Raw genomic sequence first — 24436 nt, forward strand, 5'->3', positions numbered from 1 at the left:
GGCCTGGGGGTCCCCCCGGACGGAGTCCGGGGGATGGGTAAGGGGGTGCCGGGCGGCCCTGGTCTGTGGGGCGGCGGCTCAGCTGCGCCAGGTGTCGCTCAGCGCGACCTTGCCGCTCGCGGGGACGGTGGCCGTACGGTTGGCGCCGCTCTCCCAGGTGACGTTCCCGGAGGCGTCCTTGCGGATGTACTTGTACGCGAAGGACGTGCCGGCCGGGAGGGAGACGTCGAGCTTCCAGACGGGGTAGGCCGCCGGGTCGAGCTTCAACGCACCGCCGGTGTTCCAGTTGCCGAGCTCGGCCCGGTCACCGGTGACGTAGATGTTCTGTCCCGGCACGGTGGTGGCGTTGACGGCGAAGGCCGCCCCGCCGGAGCCCGCCGGGGTGCCCGAGCAGGTACGGGCGTTCACGTGCAGGGCCAGGGCGGTCCCGGCGCCGAGCGTGGCGGTGAACCGGCCGTCGGAACCGACGGTCACGGCGCGCCCGCTCTGCACGTCGCAGTAGTCACCGGCCGGCAGCGAGGTCTGGAAGGTCCGGGTCAGGGACGAGCCCTCGTGGTTGATCGCGACGTAGGCCTTGGAGCCGCGCCCGAAGGCGATCTGGTCGCCGCCGTTGTCCCACCAGTTCACGACGCCCTGACCGCGCGCCGCGTTCCGGAAGCCGACCATCGAGGAGATCTCCCGCCAGGCGTGCTGGCACTTCCACCCGTCCGAGTAACAGGCGTTGACCGTGCCGCCGTTCGGCGGGCCGGCGTCCTTGTCGGTCCACTCGTAGCCGGAGTGCACGTCCGGGGACCCGTACGGCCAGGCCAGCGCGAACACGCCGGCGAGGGTGTAGGCGGACCCGTCCTTGTAGGTGAGGGTGTCGCCGAGGCGCTCGGTGTCGTGGTTGTCGACGAAGACGCCGCTCTGCGCGGAGGGCATGTAGCCCCACGCCTCGCCGAAGTTCTTCAGGTGGGCCAGGTTCTCGCTCTGGAAGACCCGCTTGAGGTCCCGCGCGTAGCGGAACTCCTGCACGTCGCCGTTGCCGAGGTACTCGCTCGGCGAGACGGCCTCCCCCGCCCCGAATATCGCCTCCTGCTTCCAGTAGACCGAGGGGTTCGTCAGCCGGGACTTGATGTTGGCGAGGTCGGCGGCGGGCATGTGCTTGGCGGCGTCGATGCGGAAGCCGTCGACGCCCAGCGAGAGCAGGTCGTTGAGGTAGCCGGCGATCCGGCCGCGCACGTAGTCCTCGCCGGTGTCCAGGTCCGCGAGCTGGACGAGCTCGCAGTTCTGGACGTTGCCGCGGTCCTGGTAGTTGGAGATCGTCGCCCGGCAGTCGTCCATGTCGGCGCCCGAGTAGATCCCCGGATAGGTGTACTTCGTGTACGAAGACCCGCCCGTCCCCGTCAGCGTCGCACCCGCGTCCGCCGGGCCCGCCATGTGGTTGATGACGGAGTCCACGACGACCTTCACGCCCGCTGCGTGACACGCGCCGACCATCGCCTGGAAGGCGGCCCGGTCCCCCAGCCGACCGGCGATCTTGTAGCTGACGGGCTGGTACGAGGTCCACCACTGGCTGCCCTGCACGTGCTCCTGCGGGGGCGAGACCTGCACGTACCCGTACCCGGCGGGGCCGAGGGAATCGGTGCAGGCCTTGGCGACGGAGGCGAAGCGCCACTCGAAGAGGACGGCGGTCACGTCCTTCTCGCCGGGGGGCGTGGCGGCGGCCTGCGGCGCGATGGCGGTGAGCGTGGCGGCGGCAAGTGCGGTGGCGGTGAAAAGAGTTGCAGCTCTGACGGCTCTGGCAGGCATGCGGGGGCCTCCTGGCGGAAGGTGTGGGGATTGGAGCGACCGTAGGTGCCAGGTAGAAGCCCTGCAAGACTTTGCGCAAGAGATTGCAGAATTGTTTCCGAGGCGTGTCCTCCCACCCCCACCCCCGGACTCGGCCCGGACCAGGGCGAGTTCAGAGGCGGGGCGGAGGCGGAGGAACGGAAGCCGGCGGGGCGGGGGCGGAAGGGGCGGCGGCGGCGCGGGGAGCAGCATCCCGGCAGGACGGGAGGCCTGACGACGGCGGGGGCGGGGGCGGGGTGAGCGGCACCCCGGCGCGGGTGGGGCGACAAGGCGCGGGGCAGCTTCGGGTAGGCAGGACCCACTCGGGCGGGAGTCAGTGACGTTCTGGGGGTTTTCCCGTCTGTCCGATGGTTTTCCGGGTCGTGCCGGTCCCTCAAGGGCGCTCCTGCGTCGCGTCGCGTTGCGATGGCCTTCGGCCGCCCTTGACCGCCCGTCCCGCCCCGGAACTGCAAGGACCGGCGGAAAACCCCAAAAGAACGAGCCGGGACCTTCGTTTCAGGGACGGCCACATCAGCGATGCGCGGGGAGGTCGGGGAGCGCCCCACATCGCTACGCGCTCCTGCCCGACGGCGTCCGCAGGCCTCTGTGGCCGGGTTCTTCGCCAGCTGCACCTGAAACACCCGCAACAGGCACAACTCGACCATCGGGGTCTGGGGCCGATGCATGAAGAGGTGGATCTCTCCTGGCCAATGTCGAGACGGCGCTGGCGATCCTCGCACCCCACCTGGCCTTTGCCCGTGGCACGTCTGTAGTTGGTTGCTCGGTTCAGCGTTTTCGGCCATATGCCGTCCGTGCCCGATGGAACGAGATCTTCCGGCATATGTTCGATTTCGTGCACACCTCGGGGGATTGGTGCATCGCTGCCCTCTGCCCCTGGGGTATCGGACGCGGGAGGGATCAGTGACGGTCAATTCTCAACGCGCTGCCAGCGTCATGGCTGGCGTGACACTGCTGTGCGTTACCGCCGTGACGCCGGCGCACGCAGAGGGGTCCTTCAACACCTACATTTCCAACTGGTACGTGAGCAACGAGTCGCGCCACTGGACGGACAGTAACGCCGACGGCGCCTGGACCGGTGTCTATTTCGAGGGCTGCTCGACCAATGGCGCCTTCAACCAGGCGGGGCTCATGCTCCGCAAGGCCGTGGATTGGCAGCCGGACCCGAGTAAGGGGTCTCGCACCAATTACTGCGGGTGGGTCGACTGGAAAGACCCTGATGACGCCGGCGAGTACTACTTCGTGCTGGAGAGCCTCAGCAGCGGAAGCCGCCTGTGGGTCAACAAGGTGACGGTCGGCTTCTAGCCCTGGAATCGGATCTTCGTAGCTGTGCGACCCACCTCTGGCGCCCTCTGACGCGGGCACTGGCAGTCCGGGACGCGTGGCTCGTTCGTCATGGAAGGAGAGCAACGCAGTGTTACGCCATCGCTTTGCCAGCCTGCTGGCCGGCACGCTCCTGATCAGTGTTGCCGGCGCCCTGCCGGCGCACGCTGAGTCAGAGCGCACCTCGTACATCAGCGGCTGGGTCCTGCACAAGGAGTCGAGCCGTTGGAACGACCGCAACTCGGACAGCGCCTGGACGGGTGTCTACTTCGAGGGCTGCTCCACGGACGCCGACTTCTCGTACGCGGGTTTGCACCTCTACAAGGACGTCTCCTGGAGCCCTGACATTTCCAAGGGTTCGCGTACCAACTACTGCGGTTGGGTCGACTGGAAGGACCCTGACGACGCCGGGCAGTACTACTTCGCACTGAAGAGCCTCGCCAACGGAGAGGCGCTGTGGGTGAACCAGGTAAGGATCGGCTGGTAGCACCCCTGCCGGGAGGCCCGCGGCTTCCGCTTCCGCCTTCCGTGAGCTCGGCACATCGGCTTTGTTCCCGTTCCTGCAGCGGTACCGGTATGGGCAAGCCGCCGTACGCCCGATTCGCCTCTGCACTCTGATCGATCCGAGGGTGCTCGATTCGAAGGGACAAGCATGGAGATCAATCGTCAGAAGCTCGCTGGCCTCATGGCCGGTGTCGCTCTGGTCGGCCTGGTCGGGGCCAGCCCCGCGCAGGCTGAAGGCTCGCGGGAGACATACATCACCCAGTGGGCTCCGGGCAAGGAGTCCAGCCGGTGGACGGACAACAACCACGACGGCGCCTGGACCGGCGTGTACTTCCAGGGCTGCAGCACCGACTCGAGCATGGGCTACAACAGATCGGGGCTCCAGCTCTGGAAGCACCAGGACTTCCGCCCCGACATCAACAAGGGCTACCGGGTTAACTACTGCGGGTGGGTCGACTGGAAGGACCCCGACGATGCCGGCGTCTACTACTTCCGGCTGGACAGCCTCCTCAACGGTGGCTACCTGTGGGTCGACTACGTGAAGATCGGCTGGTAGCAGCAGGCTCCGGCACGACGGGTGTCCCGGCGATCTCAGCGCCGGGACACCCGCGCTCACCATAGTCCCACTACTTGCCGCCCCCAGGGCGGCGGATTGCGCGCTGTGAACATGGCTTTGGTATTCGATGACATCGCCTTCCGGTACGGGAGGCAGGCCTCGGTGTTCACCGGGTTGGCCCTGACGGTCGACGCCCCCGCAACGGTGCTCCTCGGCCCGAACGGAGCCGGCAAGTCGACCCTGATGGCCATAGCGGCCTCGCAGCTGACTCCGGCGGATGGGAGCGTGAGCTTCAACGGGGCGCGCCCCGATCGCCGCAGGCGGGCCGCCTACCGCAAGCGCATCGCGTGGATACCCCAGCACATCACACCGGTTCCCGGCCTTACCGTGCGCGAGCAGGTCGCCTACGCGGGCTGGCTGAAGGGGCTGAGCCGCGGCGCGGCCTGGGAGGCCTCGGCCGGGGCGGTCGAGCGGGTCGGGCTGGGCAAGCTGGCGGACCGCAAGAGCCATCAGGTCAGCGGCGGGCAGCTCAGGCGCATGGGCATTGCCGGAGCTCTGACCCATCGGAGCGAGCTGATCCTCATGGATGAGCCGACCGCCGGACTCGACCCGCAGCAGCGCCAGATGTTCCGCCGGCTGGTGGCAGAGCTCTCCCAGAGGGTGCAGGTCCTGGTCTCCACCCACCAGACCGAGGACCTCGCCGACCTTTACCACCAGGTCGTCGTCCTGGACCAGGGTGAGGTCCGCTTCCAGGGAAGCCCGGCAGACTTCCATGCCCTCGCCCCCGCTTCCGGGGGGAGCCGCGAACGGGCGGAGGCCGCCTACGCGCTGCTTGTCGGGCAGGAGATCTAAAGCGATGTTGACCCGCACTCTCGTACGATCGTCCTCCGCGACGGTCATGTTCTTCCTGCTCGCCGCGTTCGTGGCCTTCCTGCTCAACGACACGCTGACCAGTTTCGTGACCCGCGGCTACGGCCCCTCGGCCTTGGGCAAGGCGTCCATGGCGCTGCCGTTCGCGGCCGCGGCATGCGCGGGGAGTGCCGCGTGGGAAGCCGCCCGTCTCAAGCGCGGCCGGATCTTCGACCAGGCCCCTGTACGCAGTCGGCTGGGCGTTGCCCTACCTGTCCTCGTTCCGGTCTGGCTCATGGGCGTCGGCGGCATGGCAGTGGCACTGGCCATCTCCTCCACCGCCGTCGGCGCGGCCCCGTCCCCTTCGCATCTGGGCATGCTCGGCGCACAGGGGCTGCTGCTGGCAGCCAACACCCTCGCCGGATACCTTCTGGGCTCCTACCTGCCCGGCCTGGCCGCTGCCCCCCTCGGCCTCGTCGCCGGCTTCTTCCTCATGGCCTTCCCCGCCTCCTGGGAAACCTCGTGGCCTCGCCAGCTCGTCGCCGGCGGCTTCGGAAGCTGCTGCTCAGTCGGGACCGTCATCAGCCCGCGGGCCGTCGGTGTGGCAGTGCTCTTCGCAGCGGCGGTGTGTGCCGCGGCCCTGGCCGTCATCCACCGCGCAACGTGGGGCACGGCCGCGCTCGCGCTGGCCCTGGTTGCCGGCGCCGTTGCCATCGCCATACCGGTGGCCAAGCCTCTCGGCTACGACCCGGTCGTCGTCCGAGACGCCTCCGATCTGGTGTGCGACACACGGGAACGACCGCAGATCTGCCTCTGGCCCGAGACCGCCGATCACAACAAGGTCGTACAGCAGACCCGTATTTACGCAGCCCGCATGATCGAGGCCGGATTGCCCGTCCCTGCCACCCTCACTCAGAACCGCAGCCCCAAACCCGGGGAGACCACCCTCGGCATCAACGAGGTCCCACGCCTTGAAGACCTCGCAGCCAACATGGCGAACGCCGTCCTGCCCCCGCTTCCGGAGTGTGCCCGCACCACGGGCAAGTTCGCCGCCTACCCCGCCCGTGGACCCCTGGTGGCCTGGATCACGGCCGTCGCGACCCAGTCCCCGCCCCAGCCGGGCCGGTTCAGGCCCGATGAGGCCGCCCTCGCCCAGAAGGTGCTGCAACAGCCTCGCGACGCGCAGCTGGCCTGGTACGAAGCCAACCGCCAGGCCCTGACCACCTGCGACCAGCCGCCACGTCTCGACCCGACGGGGGCAGACCGGTGATCTGGTGGCTCCGCTCACGCGCCGCGGCGGTACTGACCGTCAGCACCCTGCTGACAGCCCTTGCCAGCCTCGTCATCGGCAACGTCGAGCTCCCCATACCCGTTCTGGCCGGCCAGGCAGGAAAGTTCCTCCTGGCCGACCTGATCACGGTCCTCCCCGCGGTGCTGTGGATCAACGGAACCGGCCGCGCCGCCACATCGACCGAGATCACCGCCGTACGCCCCGTCCACCGCTGGGACACCGCCCTCGCCATCGGACTCGCCACAGCAGCCCTCACCATCGCCGGCCTCGCGCACGTCCTGGGCGTCACCGGCATCGCGGTCGCGGTCGGCCGCAACACCGCCGTCTACCTGGGCATCGCCCTGCTGCTCAACCCGATCGTCGGCCACCGCATCACAGCACCCCTCACCGCGGTGTTTCCACTCGTCTGCGCCGCCGCCGGATGGCGCGCCGGCGGCGGCGCCGAACCATGGGCCCTCATCTTGCACCGCCCGAACTCGGGCCCGGCGCTCGCTGCCGGTGTCGCCCTCCTGGCCGCAGGGTGTGCCCTCAGCTTCGCGAAACCACCCGCAACAGGTCCGGTTCGGTTCCGACGCGGCTGACCGCTCCGCACCGATACCCCGCCCCATCGAATACCAGGCGGGGTCGACGGGCGGGCGGAAAGTACCCACAGGCCAGTGGCTACTCCGTCGCTCTTCGGCGAGTGTTGCCGGCCCCCAGAGGGCGAGCCATCGGCCCAGCCGATGCCAACCCCGGACAAGAGCAGGATGCCGTCCCAACCGCTCGCCCAAACAGCGACCATTGGGGCCTCTGCGGCCTTTGAGCAACCCCAGGCGGTCTGGGGACGCGTGATCGAGAAGCGCGTAGCGATCGATGGCGGCCTATGTCCAACCCACGAGGCTCGCAGACGCCGCCGGGCAGGAGCGCGTAGCGATTTGGGGCGTGCCGGGCTCCGCCCGCGCATCGCTGATTTCCCCGATGGTCTCTCGTCGCCCGGCTCGTTCTTTTGGGGTTTTCCGCCGGTCCTTGCAGTTCCGGGGCGGGACGGGCGGTCAAGGGTGGCCGCAGGCCATCGCAACGCGACGCGACGCAGGAGCGCCCTTGAGGGACCGGCACGACCCGGAAAACCATCAGACGGACGGAAAACCCCCCAGAACAACTCAGATACCGCCCGAGTGCATCCCGCTCCCCCACACCGCCGCCGCACCTTCCGGCCCCCGCCCGGTGGGTCGTGGCTCTGAGGCGGGTGGGCAACCACGGGCCCGGGGTGGGGGGCCGAGGGGGCTGGAACCCCCCTACGGCACCTGCCCCGTAGACCCCCGCACCACCAGCTCCGGCTGGAAGACGTACTCCGTGCGCTGGACCGGGGTTCCCGACACCGCCTCCAGGAGGGCTCCCACCGCAGCCGTCGCCATCGCGCGTACCGGCTGGCGGACGGTCGTGAGCGGCGGGTCCGTGAAGGCGATCAGCGGCGAGTCGTCGAAGCCGACCACCGACACGTCCTGCGGCACCCGCAGGCCCCGCTCGCGCACGGCCCTTATGACGCCGAGGGCCATCGGGTCGCTGCCGCACACGATGCCCGTGCAGCCGCGGTCGAGGAGGGCGCCGCCCGCGGCGTGGCCGCCCTCGACCGTGAAGAGGGTGCGCTGGATCCGCCCCTCGGCCTCCGCGTCGGGCACGACGGCCCGGAAGCCCTGCTCCTTGCGGGCCGAGGGCACGTACCGGGTCGGCCCGATGGCCAGCCCGATGCGTTCGTGCCCGAGGTCCTGCAGGTGCCGTACGGCCATCTCGGCGGCCGCCCGGTCGTCCGGGGAGATGAAGGGGGCGTTCACGTGCTCGTTGAAGCCGTTGATCATCACGAACGGCAGCCCGCGCGAGGCGAGTCGCTGGTAGCGGGCCGGGTCGGCGTGGGAGTCGGCGTGCAGTCCGGACAGGAAGACGATGCCGGTGACCCCGCGCTCCTCCAGCTGCTCGACCAGCTCGTCCTCGGTGGCCCCGCCGGGCGTCTGCGTGCACAGCACCGGCGTGTACCCGTGCCCGGCCAGGGCCTGTTCGATGACCTGCGCGAACGCCGGGAAGATCGGGTTGGTGAGCTCCGGGATCAGCAGGCCGACGAGTCCGTTGCTGCGCCGCTTGAGCCGCACGGGCCGCTCGTAGCCGAGCAGGTCCATCGCGGCCAGCACCTTGTGCCGGGTGCCGGCCGCGACGCCCGCCTTGCCGTTGAGCACACGGCTGACCGTCGCCTCGCTGACCTGGGCCTGCGCGGCGATGTCCGTCAGCCGGAGGGGGGAGGTCACCCCGCCGTCACCTGCCACCACACCGTGGTGTCGGCCGGCAGCACGCCGTCCTCGACCGTGCCCTCGGCCACCGCGCCGGGACCGCTCGACAGCAGCACCTCGCCCGTGACGGGGATCCGTACGGCCTCACCGGTGGTGTTGGCCGCGCACAGGAAGTCCCCGCGCCGGAAGACCAGTACGCCCTCCGGGGCCTCCTGCCAGTCCACGGCCTCGCCCGCGCCCAGGTCCGGGTGCTCGCGGCGCAGCCGCAGGGCGGTCCGGTAGAGCTCCAGGGTGGAGGACGGGTCGCCGGTCTGCGCCTCCACGCTCAGCTCCGCCCAGGAGTCGGGCTGCGGGAGCCAGCTGCCGCCGGTGCCGAAGCCGTACGGGGCCTCGGTGCCGGACCACGGGATGGGGACGCGGCAGCCGTCGCGGAAGCCGTCCTGTCCGGCCGCGCGGAAGAAGGACGGGTCCTGGCGGACCTCGTCGGGCAGGTCGGTGACGTCGGGCAGGCCGAGCTCCTCGCCCTGGTAGACGTACGCCGAACCGGGCAGCGCCAGCATCAGCAGGCTGGCCGCGCGGGCGCGGCGCAGGCCGAGCTCGCGGTCCCCGGGCTCGCGCAGCTGGGTGCCGAGGCCGGCCGGGTTGGCGAAGCGGGTGGCGTGCCGGGTGACGTCGTGGTTGGACAGCACCCAGGTGGTGGGGGCGCCGACGGGGCGCATCGCGGCGAGCGAGCCGTCGATGACCTCGCGGAGCGCGGCCGCCTCCCAGTCGCTGGTCAGGTACTGGAAGTTGAAGGCCTGCTGCATCTCGTCGGGGCGGACGTAGCGGGCGGTGCGCTCGACGGTGGGGGTCCAGGCCTCGGCGACGAGGACGCGGTCGCCCTCGTACTCGTCGAGGATGCGGCGCCAGGAGCGGTATATCTCGTGGACGCCGTCCTGGTCGAAGAAGGGCATGACGTCGTTGCCGAGCAGCTTGAGCTGGTCCCGGGCGCCGAGGTCGGGCAGGCCGGGGGCCTTGACCAGGCCGTGGGCGACGTCGACGCGGAAGCCGTCGGCGCCGAGGTCGAGCCAGAAGCGCAGGATGGAGCGGAACTCGTCCTGGACGGCCGGGTGGTCCCAGTTGAAGTCGGGCTGCTCGGGCGCGAAGAGGTGCAGGTACCACTCGCCGTCCGCGACCCGGGTCCACGCCGGTCCGCCGAAGATCGACTCCCAGTCGTTGGGCGGCAGTTCGCCGTCCTCGCCCTTGCCGGGGCGGAAGTGGAAGCGCTCCCGCAGCCTGGAGCCGGGGCCTTCGCGCAGCGCCTGCTTGAACCATTCGTGCTGGTCGGAGCAGTGGTTCGGGACGAGGTCGACGATGATGCGCAGGCCCAGGCCGTGGGCTTCGCGGATCACGGCGTCGGCGTCGTGCAGGGTGCCGAACATGGGGTCGATGGCCCGGTAGTCGGCGACGTCGTAGCCGGCGTCGGCCTGCGGGGAGGCGTAGAAGGGGCTGAGCCAGACGGCGTCGACGCCCAGCTCCTTGAGGTAGGGCAGGCGGCTGCGGATGCCTTCGAGGTCCCCCATGCCGTCTCCGTTGGAGTCGGCGAAGCTGCGCGGATAGACCTGGTAGATCACCGCGTCTCTCCACCAGCCGGGCGTGGTGCCGGTGGTGGTGGGAAGTGCGTCGGCGAGGTGCTGGGTCATGTCGTCCTTGGAGAGATCGGGCCGGGAGGGGAACGGGCAGGCTCGGGTGGTCAGCCCTTGGTGGCGCCTGCCGTCATCCCGGCGACGAGGTGACGCTGGGCGAATACGAAGAAGATCGCCGCGGGGATGGCGATGAGGACCGAGGCGGCGCTCATCGCACCCCAGTTGGAGGTGTACTGGGTGACGAAGGTCTGCAGGCCGCCGGCCAGGGTGAGGTTCTCGTCGCCGACCATGAAGGCGGAGGCGTACGCGACCTCGCCCCAGGCGGTGATGAAGGCGTAGAAGCCGGTGACGGCGAGGCCGGGCTTGGCGAGCGGGAGGATCAGCCGCCAGAACGTGCCGAAGGGGTTGAGTCCGTCGACGCGGCCGGATTCGTCGATCTCGACCGGGATGGTGTCGAAGAAGCCCTTCATCATCCATGCGCAGAACGGCACGGCGATGGTGAGGTAGGTGATGATCAGGCCGACGGGCTGGTTGAGCAGCCCGAGCTGTCCCATCAGGTTGTAGAGCGGGACGATCAGGATGGCCATGGGGAACATCTGCGTGATGAGCAGGGTCCACATGAGCGGCTTCATGCCGGGGAACTTGAACCGGCTGACCGCGTACCCGGTGGTGGCGGCGATGAAGACACCGAGGACGGTGGTGACGCCGGCGACCAGGACGGAGTTGAGGAACCAGTCGAGGAAGTGGCTCGACTCCAGCAGGTACGTGTAGTTGCTGAGCGTCGGTTCCTTGACGAAGTCCGTGGTGATCGCGTGCTGCGCGGGCTTGAGCGAGGTCAGCAGGATCCACAGGACCGGGAAGACGGCGACGACCGAGGCCACGAGCAGGGTGGCGTGGAGGCCGAAGGAGGCGAACGGGGAGCGGCTGCCCCGGGTCCGCGTGCGGGTCGTGGTCATGGTCACCACACCTCTCCCTGCTTGCGCAGCGAGCGCCGGTAGACCAGCGCGAAGATCATGAGCAGCAGGAGGATGAGCACGCCCCACGTCGCGGAGACGGCGAAGTCGCGCGGGCTCGTGATGAAGGCCTCCCGGAAGGCCTGGGTCACCAGGATCTCGGTGGAGTCTCCCGGTCCGCCCCGCGTGAGCAGGAAGATCACCGGGAACATGTTGAAGGTCCAGATGGTGGAGAGCAGGATCACCGTCATGCTGACCGTGCGCAGCCCGGGCAGGGTGATGTGGCGGAAGCGCTGCCAGGCGGTGGCTCCGTCCATCTCGGCGGCTTCGTAGAGCTCGCCGGGGATGGACTGCAGGCCGCCGAGGAGGGCGACCATCATGAAGGGGATGCCCAGCCAGACGTTGACGGCGATGACCGAGAACTTGGCCCAGGTCGGGTCGTCGAGCCACGGCACGGCGGCGATGCCGCCGCCGTCGAGGACCTTGTTGAGGATGCCGTTGTCGCGGTTGAAGAGGAACCGCCAGGCGAAGACGGAGACGAAGCCGGGGACGGCCCAGGGCAGGATGAGCGCCATCCGGTAGGCGGCGCGGCCCTTGAACTGCCGGTTCAGCATGTTGGCGAGGGTCAGTCCGAGCACGAACGTGATGGACACGCACGCGACGGTCCAGATCACCGTCCACACCAGCCGCTGCAGGAACACCGGGTCGCCGAGCACCGCCGTGTAGTTGTCGAGTCCGATGAACTCGTACGTGGCGTCGATGTGGCGGGCGCCGATGTCGCGGGCGACGTTGCGCTCGTTGGCGTCGGTCAGCGACAGGTAGATGCCGCGCACCAGCGGCCAGCCGATGATCACGCCGAGGACGAGCACCACCGGGGCGACCATGGCCCAGGCGTACCAGTGGGTGGCGAGGGCGCGCCTCAGGCCACCTGCGTTCCGGGTGCTCCGGGGGCTCCGGGTGTTCCCTGTGTTCCCGCCGTCAGTCCAGCGGCTCCGGCCGCGGACGGCGGAGTCGTTCCCGACTCCGTCGTCCGCGGCCTTCACCACAGACTGGCTGGTGTCAGCAGCCATCGTTTCGTTACTTCCAGCCCTTGAGGATCTTGCGGAACTCGATGCCGGCCGCCTTGGCCGCGTCCTCCGGGCTCGACGCCCCGGTGATCGCCTTGGTGTATTCGACCTTCAGCGGCTCGAAGAGGGAGCCGTTCTCCGGGATCCAGGCGCGCTCGACGGCCTTGTCCACGGCCGGCTTGAAGAACTGGACCATCTCGCTGCTCTTGACGTCCGGCTGCTCGTAGGCGGCGGTACGGGTCGGCAGCAGGCTCAGCTCCTTGGCGGACTGGACCTGGACCTCCTGCGAGGTCATGTACTCGACGAAGGCGTGCGCGGCGGCACGGTTCTTCGAGCCGGCGTAGACGCCGAGGTCGTGGCCGCCCTGCGGGGAGCCGGCCTTGGCGGAGCCGGCCGGGACGGCGGCGATGCCGAGGTTGGCCTTGTCCTTGAACTGGTCGCCGGCGTAGGTGTCGGCGACGGCCCACGGACCGTTGATCATCATGGCGGCCTCGCCGGTCTTGAAGGCCGTCTGCATGTTGGCGTAGCCGTCGGTGGCGTTGGTGATCGCCGCACCGGAGGCGACCAGGTCGCGGGCGGTCTTGAAGGCCTTGACGCCCGCCTCGTTGTCGACGGTGACCGTCTTGTTCTTCGCGTCGACGAGGTCGCCGCCCTCGCCGTAGATCAGCGGGAGGAACCAGTAGGAGTCGTCGCCGCGCAGGTAGAGGGCGGCCTTGCCGGTCTTGGCCTTGATCGCCTCGGCGGCGGTCTTGACCTCGGCGAGGGTCTTGGGGGGCTGGACGCCGGCGTCGGCGAGCATCTTCTTGTTGTAGAAGAGGCCGAGGGTGTCGATGACCTGCGGCACGGCGTAGGTCTTGCCCTCGTACTTGCCGCTGGCCGCGGCCTGCGGCAGGAACTCGCTGTCGACCTTCTTCGCCATGTCGGCCGGCACCTCGTCGAGGTAGCCGAGGGAGGCGAAGTCGGCGACCCAGCCGACGTCGGCGCGGATCACGTCAGGGGCGTCGGAACCGCTGCTGAAGGCGTTCTTGACCTTGTTCTGCGCGTCGCCGTACGGGACGTTGACGTACTTGACGGTCACCTTCGGGTGCTTCGCGGTAAAGCCCTCGGCGATCTTCTGGAAGCTCGCCTTCTCGGCGTCGTTGGCGGTGTCCCACCACGTGACCGTGCCGGAAAGCTCGCCGCCTGCGTCGGTCCCGCCGTCGCCCTTGTCGTCACCGCCGCAAGCCGTCGCCGCGAGCGCCAGGGCCGCGACCAGCGCGGTGGCCGCTATGCCACGCCGCATATGAACTCCTTCGATGATCCCGGCCGCGCCCTCGCGGTCCCGAGTTGCCAGGAACGTAACAAGACTGAAAGAGGACCGAAAGGCCTTGCGCAAACTTTCTGCAAGCGGAGGCGATCGTTACATCCGTGTGTCCGTACGGTTGCCGCAGCTTGCTGTTAGTTCGAATGCTCTTCGACTGCCCGGGCCCGCAACCAGGGGGCATGTAGCCGCGTTGACCCCGATATGACCCACGAGTCGACGGCCGTCGGCCTTGCAAGCGCTTACAGCAACGCGACGACCGCACGCGGTGACTGGTGGCGCGATGCCGTCATCTACCAGGTGTACGTACGCTCCTTCGCCGACAGCGACGGCGACGGGATCGGCGACCTGCGCGGCGTCCGCTCCCGCCTCCCCCACCTCGCCCGCCTCGGGGTCGACGCCGTGTGGCTCACCCCCTTCTACGTCTCCCCGCAGGCGGACGGCGGCTACGACGTCGCCGACTACCGGGCCGTCGACCCGCTCTTCGGGGACCTCGCCGACGCCGACGAGCTGGTCCGCGCCGCCCACGAGCTGGGGCTGCGGGTCATCGTGGACGTGGTGCCGAACCACACCTCCGAGCAGCACCCGTGGTTCCGGGCGGCGCTCGCCGGGGAGCCGGGGGCCCGGGAGCGCTACCTCTTCCGCCGCGGGCGGGGCGCGGACGGGAGCCTCCCGCCGAACGACTGGGAGTCGATCTTCGGCGGCCCGGCCTGGACCCGGGTCGCGGACGGCGAGTGGTACCTCCACCTCTTCGCGCCCGAGCAGCCGGACCTGGACTGGACCCATCCGGAGGTCACGGCGGAGTTCGACTCGATCCTCCGCTTCTGGCTCGACCTGGGCGTCGACGGGTTCCGCATCGACGTCGCCCACGGCATGGTCAAGGCGGACGGCCTGCCGGACATCGGGCGCGGCGCGCAGGCCACGCTGATCGGCACGGAGCCGCTGCCGTTCTTCGACCAGGACGGGGTGCACGAGATCCACCGCGCGTGGCGGCGCCTCCTCGACTCCTACGAGGGCGGGCGCATCGGGGTCGCGGAGGCCTGGGCCCCCTCGTCGGAGCGGCTCGCCCTGTACGTGCGCCCGGACGAGCTCCACCAGGCGTTCAACTTCCGGTTCCTCACCTGCCCGTGGGATCCGGAGGCGATGCGGACGGTGATCGACGAGTCCCTGTCCGCCACCACGGCGGTCGGCGCCCCCACCACCTGGGTCCTGTCGAACCACGACGTGGTCCGCCACGTCACCCGGTACGGGGGCGGGCGGCAGGGCCTGGCCCGCGCCCGCGCGGCGGCCCTCCTGATGCTGGCCCTGCCCGGCTCCGCCTACCTCTACCAGGGCGAGGAGCTGGGCCTCCCGGAGGTCACCGACCTCCCCCCGGAATCCCGCCAGGACCCCGCCTTCCGCCGCGGGCGCCGTCCGCAGATCCCCGTACCCGCGGGTGCCCCCGCCCCGGAATCGGGGCCTGCGGCCCCCGGCATCATCGCGCCCCGCGAAGGCGAACCCCCCGCCCGCCCGCAGGCCGACGCCGGGGCCGGGCCGGAGGCCGACGGCGGGGCCGGGCAGGAGGCCGACGGCGGGGCCGGGCAGGCGCCCGATCCGCTGACCGCGCCGGAGGCGGAGGGGCAGGACGGGTTGCGCGACGGATGCCGCGTCCCCCTCCCCTGGGACGGCCCGGAGCCCCCCTACGGGTTCGGGCCGGCCGGCAGCTGGCTCCCGCAGCCCCCCGCGTGGGCCGGCCTCAGCGTCGCCGCCCAGACCGGCGACCCGCACTCCACGCTGGAGCTCTACCGCGCCGCCCTGGAGCTGCGCCGGGCCATGCCCGGACTGGGCGCGCCCGGGGCCGGCCCGTCCCCCGACCCCCGCGGGATGAGCTGGCTCCCGGCCCCCGACGGAGTCCTCCTCTTCACCCGCCCCGGCTTCGCCTGCACCCTCAACACCCGCCCCGACCCCGTCGAACTCCCCGCGCCCGGTCGCCCCGTACTCTCCAGCGCCCCCGTGGACACCGACGGCCGCACCGTCCGTCTTCCCCCGGATTCGTGCACGTGGTGGGCATTTTGATGTGGCGGCCGGTACAGTCCAATCCCGTGACCGCACGGCTAGCCGACATCGCAGCCCAGGCGGGGGTCAGCGAAGCCACAGTCAGCCGCGTGCTCAACGGCAAGCCCGGTGTGGCCGCGGGCACCCGCGAATCCGTGCTGGCCGCGCTGGACGTCCTCGGCTACGAGCGCCCCGTACGGCTGCGCCAGCGCAGCGCGGGCCTCGTCGGACTGATCACGCCCGAGCTGGACAACCCCATCTTCCCGGCGCTCGCCCAGGTCATCGGCCAGGCGCTGACCCGCCAGGGGTACACGCCGGTGCTCGCCACGCAGACCCCCGGCGGGTCCACCGAGGACGAGCTGACCGAGATGCTCGTCGATCGCGGGGTCTCCGGGATCATCTTCGTCTCCGGCCTGCACGCCGACACCACGGCCGATATGGGCCGGTATGACCAACTCCGCGGCCAGGGCGTCCCCTACGTCCTGATCAACGGCTTCTCCGACAAGGTGCAGGCCCCCTTCGTCTCCCCCGACGACCGCGCCGCGATGCAGCTCGCCGTCACCCACCTCACCGCGCTCGGCCACACCCGCATCGGCCTCGCGGTCGGACCGAAGCGGTTCGTACCGGTCCTGCGCAAGATCGAGGGCTTCCGGGCCGGGATGAAGGAGCGGCTCGGGCTCGGCGACGCCGAGGTCGAGGAACTGATCCAGCACTCCCTCTACTCCCTGGAGGGCGGCCAGGCCGCCGCCTCCGCGCTGATCTCGCGCGGCTGCACGGCCGTGGTGTGCGCGAGCGACATGATGGCGCTCGGTGCGATCCGGGCGGCCCGCCAGCAGGGCCTGCGGGTGCCACAGGACGTCTCGGTCGTCGGCTTCGACGACTCCCCGCTCATAGCCTTCACCGACCCGCCGCTGACCACGATCCGCCAGCCCGTGCAGGCGATGGGACAGGCAGCGGTGCGGACCCTGCTGGAGGAGATCGGCGGTACGCCGGCCCCCCACAGCGAATTCGTCTTCCTGCCGGAACTGGTCGTGCGCGGCTCCACGGCCTCGGGCCCCGGACAGCGCCGCACCCCGAGTCGTACCTGAGACGGAGCGGCTGCGCCGAAGACCGTCCCGAGGGATGATCGGAGGCGAGAGCTCATCTGGCAGACTCTCTCCCCATGGGTGAATCGAGCGTGAAGACACTGGAAACCCGGACGGACGTCTCCTCACCCGTAGTGGTCGAGACCGAGACCCGCCCGGGTTCCGACCGCGCCCTGCTCCCCCGGCTGCGGGTCCCGCGCCGGCCGCGGATCTGGTTCGAGATCCTGCTGATCGCGGTCAGCTACTGGACCTACTCGCTGATCCGCAATGCCGTGCCCGAGCAGAAGTCGATCGCCCTCGCGAACGCCGACTGGATCTGGGGGGTCGAGAAGACCCTCGGCATCGCCGTCGAGCAGTCGGTCAACCACGCCGTCAACTCCGTGACGTGGCTGATCGTGGGCATGAACTACTACTACGCCACGCTGCACTTCGTCGTGACGATCGGCGTGCTCGTGTGGATCTACCGGTTCCATCCGGGCCGGTACGCCGCCACGCGCCTGGTCCTCTTCGCGACCACCGGCGTGGCCCTCGTCGGCTACTACTTCTACCCGCTCGCGCCGCCCCGGCTGATGAACGGGCAGGACTTCATCGACACCGTGCTGGTGCACCACACCTGGGGCTCCATGGCCTCCGGGAACCTCAAGCACATGTCGAACCAGTACGCCGCGATGCCGTCGATGCACATAGGGTGGTCGCTCTGGTGCGGGCTGACGATCTTCGCGGTCGCCTCGGCCCCCTGGGCCCGGATCCTGGGCCTGCTCTACCCGACGGCGACCCTGGTCGTCATCGTCGCCACCGCCAACCACTTCTGGCTCGACGCCGTGGGCGGCATGATCTGCCTGGCCTTCGGCTACGCCGTCTCGCGCACCTGGTACGGCGCGATGCCGCACCGGCTGCCCCGCCACCCCGAGCACACCGGCCCGCACCCGGCGTCGGAACTCCTCAACCGGGTCCGCACCCGCCGCTAGGGCGCCGGCCCCCGCGGCAGCCCGACCCCGTACGCGCGAGCGCCCGTGCACCGGATTCCTCCGGTGCACGGGCGCTTTCGCGTGGCTCGCGTGCCGCGCGTCAGGAGGAGGACTGGTCCGTCAGGATCGCCGGGTCCGAGAGGCCGGCCGCGCCGGTCTCCACCTTCCCGGCGAAGCGGCGGCCGAAGTCCGCGGTCTCGGACGCGGTCACCGTCACGTCGTACCAGCGCCGCGTGTTCTTCAGGGAGACGCTGTGGGTGACGGTGGCGCCCTTGGCGACCGTGAGGCGCTTGGCGCCTCCGCCGTAGGCGTTGGTGATCGTGAGGGTCGCCGTCGACGCCCCGGCATTGGTGAGGGTGAGGTCCAGGTTGCCCGTGGTGGCGTTGTGGCGTGCGGTGACCTCGGGGCCGGGGGTGGTGCCGGGGTTGCGGAAGCCGCGCAGGAAGCCGTTGGGGCCGTGCACGGTCAGGTCGGTGACACCGGCCGAGTAGCGGGTGTTCCAGGTGTCCGCGATCGACTTCCCGGCCTCGGTCGTGTACGTCCAGGGGGCGTCGGTGCGGTTGGCGGAGGTGACGTAGAACTGCGCGCCCAGGTCCGCGCCGCCGCTGAACGTCAACCGGAACCTGCCCTCGGCGGTGAGGGCCGCGCCGTCGACGTACGGGGCGTACTTCAGCGGGCGGGTGCGGCACTGCCCCTTCTCCTGGCGCGGCATCGCCCCCACCGCCGGCGGGGTCGCCCGGAAGTCGGGGTGCCGCTCGCGGTCCTGCGGCTCCCACCGGCCGGTGTCGGGCAGCGGCACCGTGGAGGTGTCCTTGCGGGCGAAGTCGAAGGCCGAGGTCAGGTCGCCGCAGACGGCCCGCCGCCACGGCGAGATGTTGGGCTCCTGCACGCCGAAGCGCTTCTCCATGAAGCGGACTACGGAGGTGTGGTCGAAGGTCTCGGAGCAGGAGTAGCCGCCGGTGCTCCAGGGCGAGACGACGAGCATCGGGACGCGCGGGCCCAGCCCGTACGGTCCGGCGACGTAGCCGGTCTTGCCGGGGAAGACGTCGAGGGCGGTCGGCGTGGTCGACAGCCCCTGGTTCGCGTCCGCCGGGGCGTACGGCGGGACGACGTGGTCGAAGAAGCCGTCGTTCTCGTCGTAGGTGATGAACAGGGCGGTACGGGCCCACACGTCCGGGTTGGACGTCAGCGCGTCCAGGACCTGCGCGATGTACCAGGCGCCGAAGTTGGAGGGCCAGTTCGAGTGCTCGCTGAACGCCTCCGGGGCGGCTATCCAGGACACCTGCGGCAGGGTGCCGGCGGCGACGTCCGCGCGCAGCCGGTCGAAGTAGCCCTCGCCGGCCTTCGCGTTCGTGCCGGTGCGTGCCTTGTCGTACAGCGGGTTGCCGGGCTGGGCGTTCCGGTACTTGTTGAAGTAGAGCAGCGAGTTGTCGCCGTAGTTCCCGCGGAAGGCGTCGTTGATCCAGCCCCAGGAGCCGGCGGCGTCCAAGCCGTCGCCGATGTCCTGGTAGACCTTCCAGGAGATCCCGGCCGCCTCCAGGCGCTCGGGGTAGGTGGTCCAGTCGTAGCCGAGCTCGGCGTTGTTGAGGACCGGTCCGCCGCCCTTGCCGTCGTTGCCGGTGTGGCCGGACCACAGGTAGTAGCGGTTGGGGTCGGTCGAGCCGATGAACGAGCAGTGGTAGGCGTCGCAGATGGTGAACGCGTCCGCGAGGGCGTAGTGGAAGGGGATGTCCTCGCGCGTCAGGTACGCCATGGTGGCGGGCGTCTTGGCGGGCACCCAGTTGTTGTACTTGCCCTTGTTGAAGGCGCTCTGTCCGCCGGCCCAGTCGTGGTTGAGGCCCTGGAGGTACTCCATGCCGAGGTCGTCGGACGGCGGGCGGAAGGGCAGCGTCTCCTTGCCCGCGTTGTCGGCCTGGTGCCAGACGGACTTGCCGCTGGGCAGGGTCACGGGGCGCGGGTCGCCGAAGCCGCGGACGCCGCGCAGGGCACCGTAGTAGTGGTCGAAGGAACGGTTCTCCTGCATCAGGACCACGATGTGCTCGACATCGGCGATGGTGCCGGTCGTCCCCTGAGCGGGGATGGCGGCGGCGCGCGCGATGCTTTCGCCCAGCACGGTCAGGGCGGCCGCGCCGCCCGTGAGCTGGAGAAAGCGTCGGCGGTTGAGTTCTGCCATGGGGTGACGACCTCTGCTTCGTTCGCGGGTGGTGGAGCGCTCACAAGAACAGCGCGCCCGGAGGACCGGAGAGGGTGCCGGATGTGACGTCGGCGGGTACGGCAGGCGAACGAAGGGCGGATTCCACCGGAGTTCGGCGCGCCGCCCTCAGCACCCCCGTTCGTACTCGACCTGGGTGAGGGGGTTGCCGTCACCGAAGTCGTAGGGGCGGTCGGCGCCGGTCTCCGCGAAACCGCACTTGATGTAGAAGCGACGGGACTGCGGGGTGTCGCGCAGGGTCCACAGGTGGGTGCGGGTGACGCCGTCGGCGCGCAGGTGCTCCAGCGTCCCGGTCATCAGGGCCGCGGCGACGCCCGTTCCCCAGCTGTCGGGGTGGCTGTAGAAGGAGAGGATCTCGGCGAGGCCGGGTGTGGTCGAGGACGGGCGGTAGACGGACATGGCCATCGGCCGACCGTCCCCTTCGGCCAGCAGGATCGTGGAGTCCTGCGCCGCGAGCCGTGCGTGCCAGCGGGTGCGCCTGCTCGCGATCCCGTCCGCGGCGAACTCCATCGCGAAGAACGGCGCGTACGCCGCCTCCCAGGCGGCGGCGTGGATCCCGCCGAGGACGTCCCCGTCGCCCGGGCCCGCGCGACGCACCGCGAACTTCACTTCCCCCACCCGTCGATCCCTTCCAGCGCTTCGGTGAGCGTGCGGACGTAGGCCTGGTCGGCGAGGATCCGTACGCCGTCCCAGGGCCGGCCGAGCCGTTCCTCCTGCGCGAGGATCCTGCGCAGCAGGGGCGCCGCCGAAACGGCCGGGGCACCGATCGCCCCGAGGATCCGGACGGCCTCCCGTACCGGTCGGGCCGGATTGCCGTCCCAGGCCGGGTCCACCTGCGCCAGCAGCACCGGCACGGCCGGCTCCGGGTCGCCGGTGATCCGCCAGTACGCGTGCGCGGCGTACGTCCTGGTCCACGCTCCGGGCGAATCCATCAGGCGGCGCACGGGCGTTGCGTGTACGGCGGCCGGCGGGCCGAGGTCGGCGAGGAAGGGCAGGCCGTGGCTGGCGGTCCCGGACCGTACGGCCGCCCCGCACACGTCGAGGGCGAGGGCGGGATCGCCGGTGACCTTCCAGTGCGCCCAGGCCGCGCGGCGCGGGTGGGAGCCGCGGGCCCCCTTGCCCCGGCCGGTGGCGTACGCGGCCAGCCGGTCCGCCGTGGCGGCGGCCGGCGGGCCGATCCGGCCGAGGACGCGCATCGCGTCGTAGGCGTACTGCGTGTCCAGGCGCACGGCCACGTCGTCCACGGCGAGTGCGGCGTCGGCACCGCAGAGCGCGAGGACTTCGAGGGCGGTGGTGTTCCCGTGGTAGCGGTCGCCGTCGCGCCGCAGCGTGGTCCGCATGACGGCGGCCAGCTCGGCCGGGGGCAGGGCGGCCATGATCCGGGCTTTGGGGCGGCTGTACGGAAGCCCGCCGTGCGTCGCGAGGGAGTGCAGGGCCGGGAGGGCGCGCAGGTCACCCGCCCCCGCAAGAGCGAGGGCGCGCACGGTCACGCCGTGGCCGACGGCAGTCCCGAAGGACCCCTGCTGTCGGCGGAGGTCCGCGGCGATCCGGTCGGCGTGCCGGGCGATGGCCGTGCCGGCCTGGATCAGCGCCTGGTCGGCGTCGTAGCTCGACTCCTCGGAGCACACCGCGTCGACCACGGCGTCCCAGCAGGCCGGGTCCGGCCACCGCTTCCGGAGCACGGTCTCGACGGCCGCGTCCCGGCGGCTCACACGAGGGCGGCGTGCGCCACGAATCCGGTCCAGGCGTCGGGGGTGACGGCGAGGCGTGCGCCCTCGGGCCGCTTGGAATCCCGGACGAGGACCGTGCCGGGGGTGTGGGCGACCTCGACGCACTCGGGCCCGTCGTTGGTGCTGTAGCTGCTCTTCACCCACGTCAGTGCGGAGAGGCCCTCGCCCGACGGCTTGATGCTCATGTCTCCCCCAGTACCTTTTCGATGAACGTCAGCGATTCGCGAGGCGTCAGAGCCTGTGCTCGGATCATGCCATAGCGCATGTCCAGGACCTGGACCTCCTTGGGTTCAGTGATCAAGCGACTGACCAGCTGAACTTCATTGTGTCCGACCGTCGTTCCATCCCTGAGGCGCATCAGCTGGAGCGACCCGGCCAGACCGGCATGCTCCTCGACGGCCGTGGGCATCACCTGGATCTCGACGTGCCGCAGCCTGCCCATCTCAAGCAGGTGCTCCAGTTGGCGGCGCAACACCATCCTGCCCCCGATCGGCCGTCGAAGCACCGCCTCTTCCTGCACAACGGTCAGCAACGGGCTCGCAGTTTGGCGCAGAACCTTCTGACGGTCCATGCGGGCGGCGACGAGGCGCCCGATCGCCTCCTCCGCGTAGGCGGGGCGCCGCAGCCCGTACAAGGCCCAGGCATACTCCTCCGTCTGCAGGAGCCCGTGCGCGACGATGTTGGCGTACGCGCCGATCTCCACCGCCTCGGACTCCAACTTGGCCAGATCCCGGACCTTCTTGGGATAGCGGGCCCTTTCGATGTCGGCCTTCATGGCGGCGATTTTCCCGCCCGCCCCGAGGACCTCGTCCGCCTTGTCCAGGAACTCCGGGCGCGGAATACGGGCCCCTCGCTCGATCTTGTAGATCAGGTTCGCCCCGTATCCCATCCGCTCACCGAATTTGGTTCGGTCAAAACCCGCCGCCTCACGCCACATCTTCAGCTGGCGCCCCACCGTGGCGATGACCGCCCCGGATTCGTCCTCCGGATCGAGTTCCCAACTCGATTCGTCGGCACCGTCCGTCGTGTTCACATCCGCCTCCCCTTGGACCGCGAGGACACCACGGGACCGCTCTGGACAACCGTCGTACACAGCGCCCTCAACTCTGTTCAGGGTACGCACGGATGGCCACGCTCAGTCACGTGAATCAGGAAACCTCACTCGTCGCCACGCTCCCGTCCACCCCGCGCGGGGCCCGCGCCGCACGCGCGCTCACGGTGGCCCAACTCGCGGAGCGAAAGCTTCCGTTCGAGGACGCAGCACAGGTCGTCGCCGAACTCGCCGCGAACGCCGTGACCCACGGCCGGGTGCGCGGGCGGGACTTCCGGCTCGTGCTGCACCTCGCGCAGGGGCCTACGCTCCGTATCGAAGTGTCTGACACGCGCCGGGAGTTCGAGCCGGCCGCAGCCTGCGGGGCGCCGGACCCCGAGGCGGAGTCGGGGCGGGGGCTGGTGCTGGTGTCCGCGCTCGCCTCGCGGTGGGGAACGGATCTCGGACCGACGCCACTGAAAACCGTGTGGGCGGAAATGGATTTGGCGAGTCCGATTTTCACCAGATCGAGGTTTCCACGACCCGGTGGATCAATATCCGGTCCCGCACGACGCTTAAAGACTAACCACCGGGAGAAACGACCTTCCACACCTCCCCCCTCCCCTCTCACTCGGTCGGGTGAATCACCTCAACCGGGCTGGCGCATACGCCAATTCGCCGGGCACTCTGACTCCCGACAACCCCATAAAACGCAATCGGCCCCCGGCCGGGACGGCAATCCCGGGCGAGGGCCTGACCACATCGGAAGTAAGCACCCTTCCCCATGGCTGACCAGCAGCTTAGCGCGCCGTCGCGCGTCCCGTCGGGTATCCGGCACGTCAACCACGACCACCGTCGCGGCTACGTCAAGATCGGCAACCATCTCGCCCAGCACCGCCGGCTGAGCCTGGCGGCGATCGGCCTGGCCGCGCACATCCAGTCGCTCCCGACCGGCTCCAAGGTGACCATCAAGGACCTCGCCGTACGCTTCCCGGAGGGCGAGGTCCGCATCGCGGCAGCCCTGCGCGAGCTGGAGCGGTACGGCTACCTGGCCCGCTTCCAGGAGCGGCTGCCGACGGGGCGCGTCGTGACCTGCACGATCTCGTACAACAACCCTCCCGCGATGGCCGAGGCCAGCCGCCGCGAACGGCAGGATCCGCCCCGACGACCCGAGCCGAAGCCGACCCCCCAGCCGGACCCCGAACCTGATCCGGACCCGGAGCCCGAACCTGACCCGGACCCGGACCCTGAACCCCGGCCCGACCCGGAACCCGCGCCCGCGCCCGCGCCCGCGCCCGAAACCGTCACCCCCGAGCCCGTCACCCCTGAGCCCGTCACCCCAGAGGCCGAGTCGGAGGCGCGGCAACTCCTCGCCCGGCTGCGGCTGCGCGATCCTCGGCTGACGCTGTCCGAGCGGGACACCGTACGGCTGGCGCCCGCCGCGGCGGAATGGCTGGACCGCGGGCTGGCCCCCAGCGCCGTCACCGCGGCCCTCACGCGCTCGCTCCCGACGCAGACGATCCACTCCCCCGCCGCACTGCTCGCCCACCGCCTGCGGGAACTGCTGCCGCCCCGCCTACCGGACGACCCCTGGGCGCCGCGCCCGGCGGGCGGCCCGGACCGCACCTTCCACCCCCTCCGCACGTGCGACGGCTGCGAACGCGCCTTCCGCTCCCCCACACCCGGCCACTGCCGCAGCTGCGCGCCACCGACACCGACACCGACGGCCGCAACGGCGACCGCCGCCGCCTGAGCCGCGCCGTAGGTATGGCCCGTCACGGGTACGCCCGCTTGCTGACGGGCAACCGCGCCCGTGTCCGAGCA

General features: G+C 70.5%; 22 protein-coding genes. 11 read left to right on the top strand and 11 right to left on the bottom strand.

What is annotated here, in order from left to right:
- Positions 1-78 precede the first annotated feature (78 nt).
- Entirely contained in the window at positions 79-1791 is a 1713-nt protein-coding gene (locus AB0O53_RS32160) for a carbohydrate-binding module family 20 domain-containing protein (RefSeq protein WP_351001325.1), read from the bottom strand.
- Between the two features lie 939 nt (positions 1792-2730).
- Between AB0O53_RS32160 and AB0O53_RS32165 the strand changes: the two genes are divergently transcribed.
- The 6 genes from AB0O53_RS32165 (at position 2731) to AB0O53_RS32190 (ending at position 6931) form a co-directional block, all read left to right on the top strand.
- On the top strand, positions 2731-3132 hold the full coding sequence (locus AB0O53_RS32165; RefSeq protein ID WP_351001322.1) for a hypothetical protein: 402 nt from the start codon (positions 2731-2733) through the stop codon (positions 3130-3132).
- Positions 3133-3241: 109 nt separating this feature from the next.
- Positions 3242-3637, top strand: a complete 396-nt coding sequence (locus AB0O53_RS32170; protein ID WP_351001319.1) for a hypothetical protein — start codon at positions 3242-3244, stop codon at positions 3635-3637.
- Between the two features lie 165 nt (positions 3638-3802).
- On the top strand, positions 3803-4210 hold the full coding sequence (locus AB0O53_RS32175; RefSeq protein ID WP_351001317.1) for a hypothetical protein: 408 nt from the start codon (positions 3803-3805) through the stop codon (positions 4208-4210).
- Positions 4211-4321: 111 nt separating this feature from the next.
- Positions 4322-5062 (top strand): ATP-binding cassette domain-containing protein, encoded by a 741-nt coding sequence (locus AB0O53_RS32180; RefSeq protein ID WP_351001314.1) that lies wholly within the window; start codon positions 4322-4324, stop codon positions 5060-5062.
- A 46-nt stretch (positions 5063-5108) separates the two neighbouring features.
- Positions 5109-6329 carry a DUF7224 domain-containing protein gene (locus AB0O53_RS32185; protein WP_365200321.1) on the top strand — a complete coding sequence of 407 codons (1221 nt, stop codon included), beginning with the start codon at positions 5109-5111 and terminating at the stop codon, positions 6327-6329.
- Positions 6326-6931, top strand: a complete 606-nt coding sequence (locus AB0O53_RS32190; protein WP_351001308.1) for a hypothetical protein — start codon at positions 6326-6328, stop codon at positions 6929-6931. The genes AB0O53_RS32185 and AB0O53_RS32190 overlap by 4 nt, the downstream gene beginning before the upstream one ends.
- A 693-nt stretch (positions 6932-7624) precedes the next feature.
- Here AB0O53_RS32190 and AB0O53_RS32195 read toward each other — a convergent pair.
- The 5 genes from AB0O53_RS32195 to AB0O53_RS32215 are packed head-to-tail and all read right to left on the bottom strand — an operon-like array spanning position 7625 to position 13535.
- Positions 7625-8626 carry a LacI family DNA-binding transcriptional regulator gene (locus tag AB0O53_RS32195; RefSeq protein ID WP_351001305.1) on the bottom strand — a complete coding sequence of 334 codons (1002 nt, stop codon included), beginning with the start codon at positions 8624-8626 and terminating at the stop codon, positions 7625-7627.
- Positions 8623-10290: a glycoside hydrolase family 13 protein gene (locus tag AB0O53_RS32200; protein WP_365200325.1), complete on the bottom strand. Its 1668-nt coding sequence runs from the start codon at positions 10288-10290 to the stop codon at positions 8623-8625. The genes AB0O53_RS32195 and AB0O53_RS32200 overlap by 4 nt, the downstream gene beginning before the upstream one ends.
- Before the next feature lie 50 nt (positions 10291-10340).
- Positions 10341-11189 carry a sugar ABC transporter permease gene (locus AB0O53_RS32205; protein ID WP_351001299.1) on the bottom strand — a complete coding sequence of 283 codons (849 nt, stop codon included), beginning with the start codon at positions 11187-11189 and terminating at the stop codon, positions 10341-10343.
- A 2-nt stretch (positions 11190-11191) separates the two neighbouring features.
- Positions 11192-12256, bottom strand: coding sequence for a carbohydrate ABC transporter permease (locus AB0O53_RS32210; protein WP_351001296.1), 1065 nt, complete (start codon positions 12254-12256; stop codon positions 11192-11194).
- Between the two features lie 7 nt (positions 12257-12263).
- Positions 12264-13535 (bottom strand): extracellular solute-binding protein, encoded by a 1272-nt coding sequence (locus tag AB0O53_RS32215; protein WP_351001293.1) that lies wholly within the window; start codon positions 13533-13535, stop codon positions 12264-12266.
- A 222-nt stretch (positions 13536-13757) separates the two neighbouring features.
- Between AB0O53_RS32215 and AB0O53_RS32220 the strand changes: the two genes are divergently transcribed.
- From AB0O53_RS32220 to AB0O53_RS32230, 3 genes are all read left to right on the top strand, one after another.
- Positions 13758-15608: an alpha-amylase family glycosyl hydrolase gene (locus tag AB0O53_RS32220; RefSeq protein WP_365200330.1), complete on the top strand. Its 1851-nt coding sequence runs from the start codon at positions 13758-13760 to the stop codon at positions 15606-15608.
- Between the two features lie 26 nt (positions 15609-15634).
- Positions 15635-16675: a LacI family DNA-binding transcriptional regulator gene (locus AB0O53_RS32225; RefSeq protein WP_351001288.1), complete on the top strand. Its 1041-nt coding sequence runs from the start codon at positions 15635-15637 to the stop codon at positions 16673-16675.
- 74 nt (positions 16676-16749) lie between these two features.
- A complete protein-coding gene (locus AB0O53_RS32230; RefSeq protein WP_351001286.1) occupies positions 16750-17640 on the top strand; it encodes a phosphatase PAP2 family protein in 891 nt (296 codons plus the stop codon).
- A 100-nt stretch (positions 17641-17740) separates the two neighbouring features.
- Here AB0O53_RS32230 and AB0O53_RS32235 read toward each other — a convergent pair whose 3' ends face one another.
- The 5 genes from AB0O53_RS32235 to AB0O53_RS32255 form a co-directional block, all read right to left on the bottom strand.
- Complete coding sequence (locus AB0O53_RS32235) at positions 17741-19813, bottom strand: phosphocholine-specific phospholipase C (protein WP_365200335.1); 2073 nt, start codon at positions 19811-19813, stop codon at positions 17741-17743.
- Between the two features lie 147 nt (positions 19814-19960).
- The gene (locus AB0O53_RS32240) at positions 19961-20470 is read right to left on the bottom strand and encodes a GNAT family N-acetyltransferase (RefSeq protein ID WP_365200338.1); all 510 of its coding nucleotides are present in this window, start codon (positions 20468-20470) and stop codon (positions 19961-19963) included.
- Complete coding sequence (locus tag AB0O53_RS32245; RefSeq protein ID WP_365200341.1) at positions 20458-21564, bottom strand: hypothetical protein; 1107 nt, start codon at positions 21562-21564, stop codon at positions 20458-20460. Before AB0O53_RS32245 ends, AB0O53_RS32240 begins: the two co-directional genes overlap by 13 nt.
- Positions 21561-21767 carry a DUF397 domain-containing protein gene (locus AB0O53_RS32250; RefSeq protein WP_351001275.1) on the bottom strand — a complete coding sequence of 69 codons (207 nt, stop codon included), beginning with the start codon at positions 21765-21767 and terminating at the stop codon, positions 21561-21563. Before AB0O53_RS32250 ends, AB0O53_RS32245 begins: the two co-directional genes overlap by 4 nt.
- Positions 21764-22615: a helix-turn-helix domain-containing protein gene (locus AB0O53_RS32255; RefSeq protein WP_365200344.1), complete on the bottom strand. Its 852-nt coding sequence runs from the start codon at positions 22613-22615 to the stop codon at positions 21764-21766. Before AB0O53_RS32255 ends, AB0O53_RS32250 begins: the two co-directional genes overlap by 4 nt.
- Positions 22616-22707: 92 nt before the next feature.
- Between AB0O53_RS32255 and AB0O53_RS32260 the strand changes: the two genes are divergently transcribed.
- On the top strand, positions 22708-23517 hold the full coding sequence (locus AB0O53_RS32260; protein WP_365200347.1) for an ATP-binding protein: 810 nt from the start codon (positions 22708-22710) through the stop codon (positions 23515-23517).
- The gene (locus AB0O53_RS32265) at positions 23514-24365 is read left to right on the top strand and encodes a helix-turn-helix domain-containing protein (protein ID WP_365200409.1); all 852 of its coding nucleotides are present in this window, start codon (positions 23514-23516) and stop codon (positions 24363-24365) included. The genes AB0O53_RS32260 and AB0O53_RS32265 overlap by 4 nt, the downstream gene beginning before the upstream one ends.
- The last annotated feature ends 71 nt before the right edge of the window (positions 24366-24436 follow it).

The organism is Streptomyces erythrochromogenes, from assembly GCF_040684695.1.
In the GTDB taxonomy this organism is placed as follows: Bacteria; Actinomycetota; Actinomycetes; order Streptomycetales; family Streptomycetaceae; genus Streptomyces; species Streptomyces erythrochromogenes_C.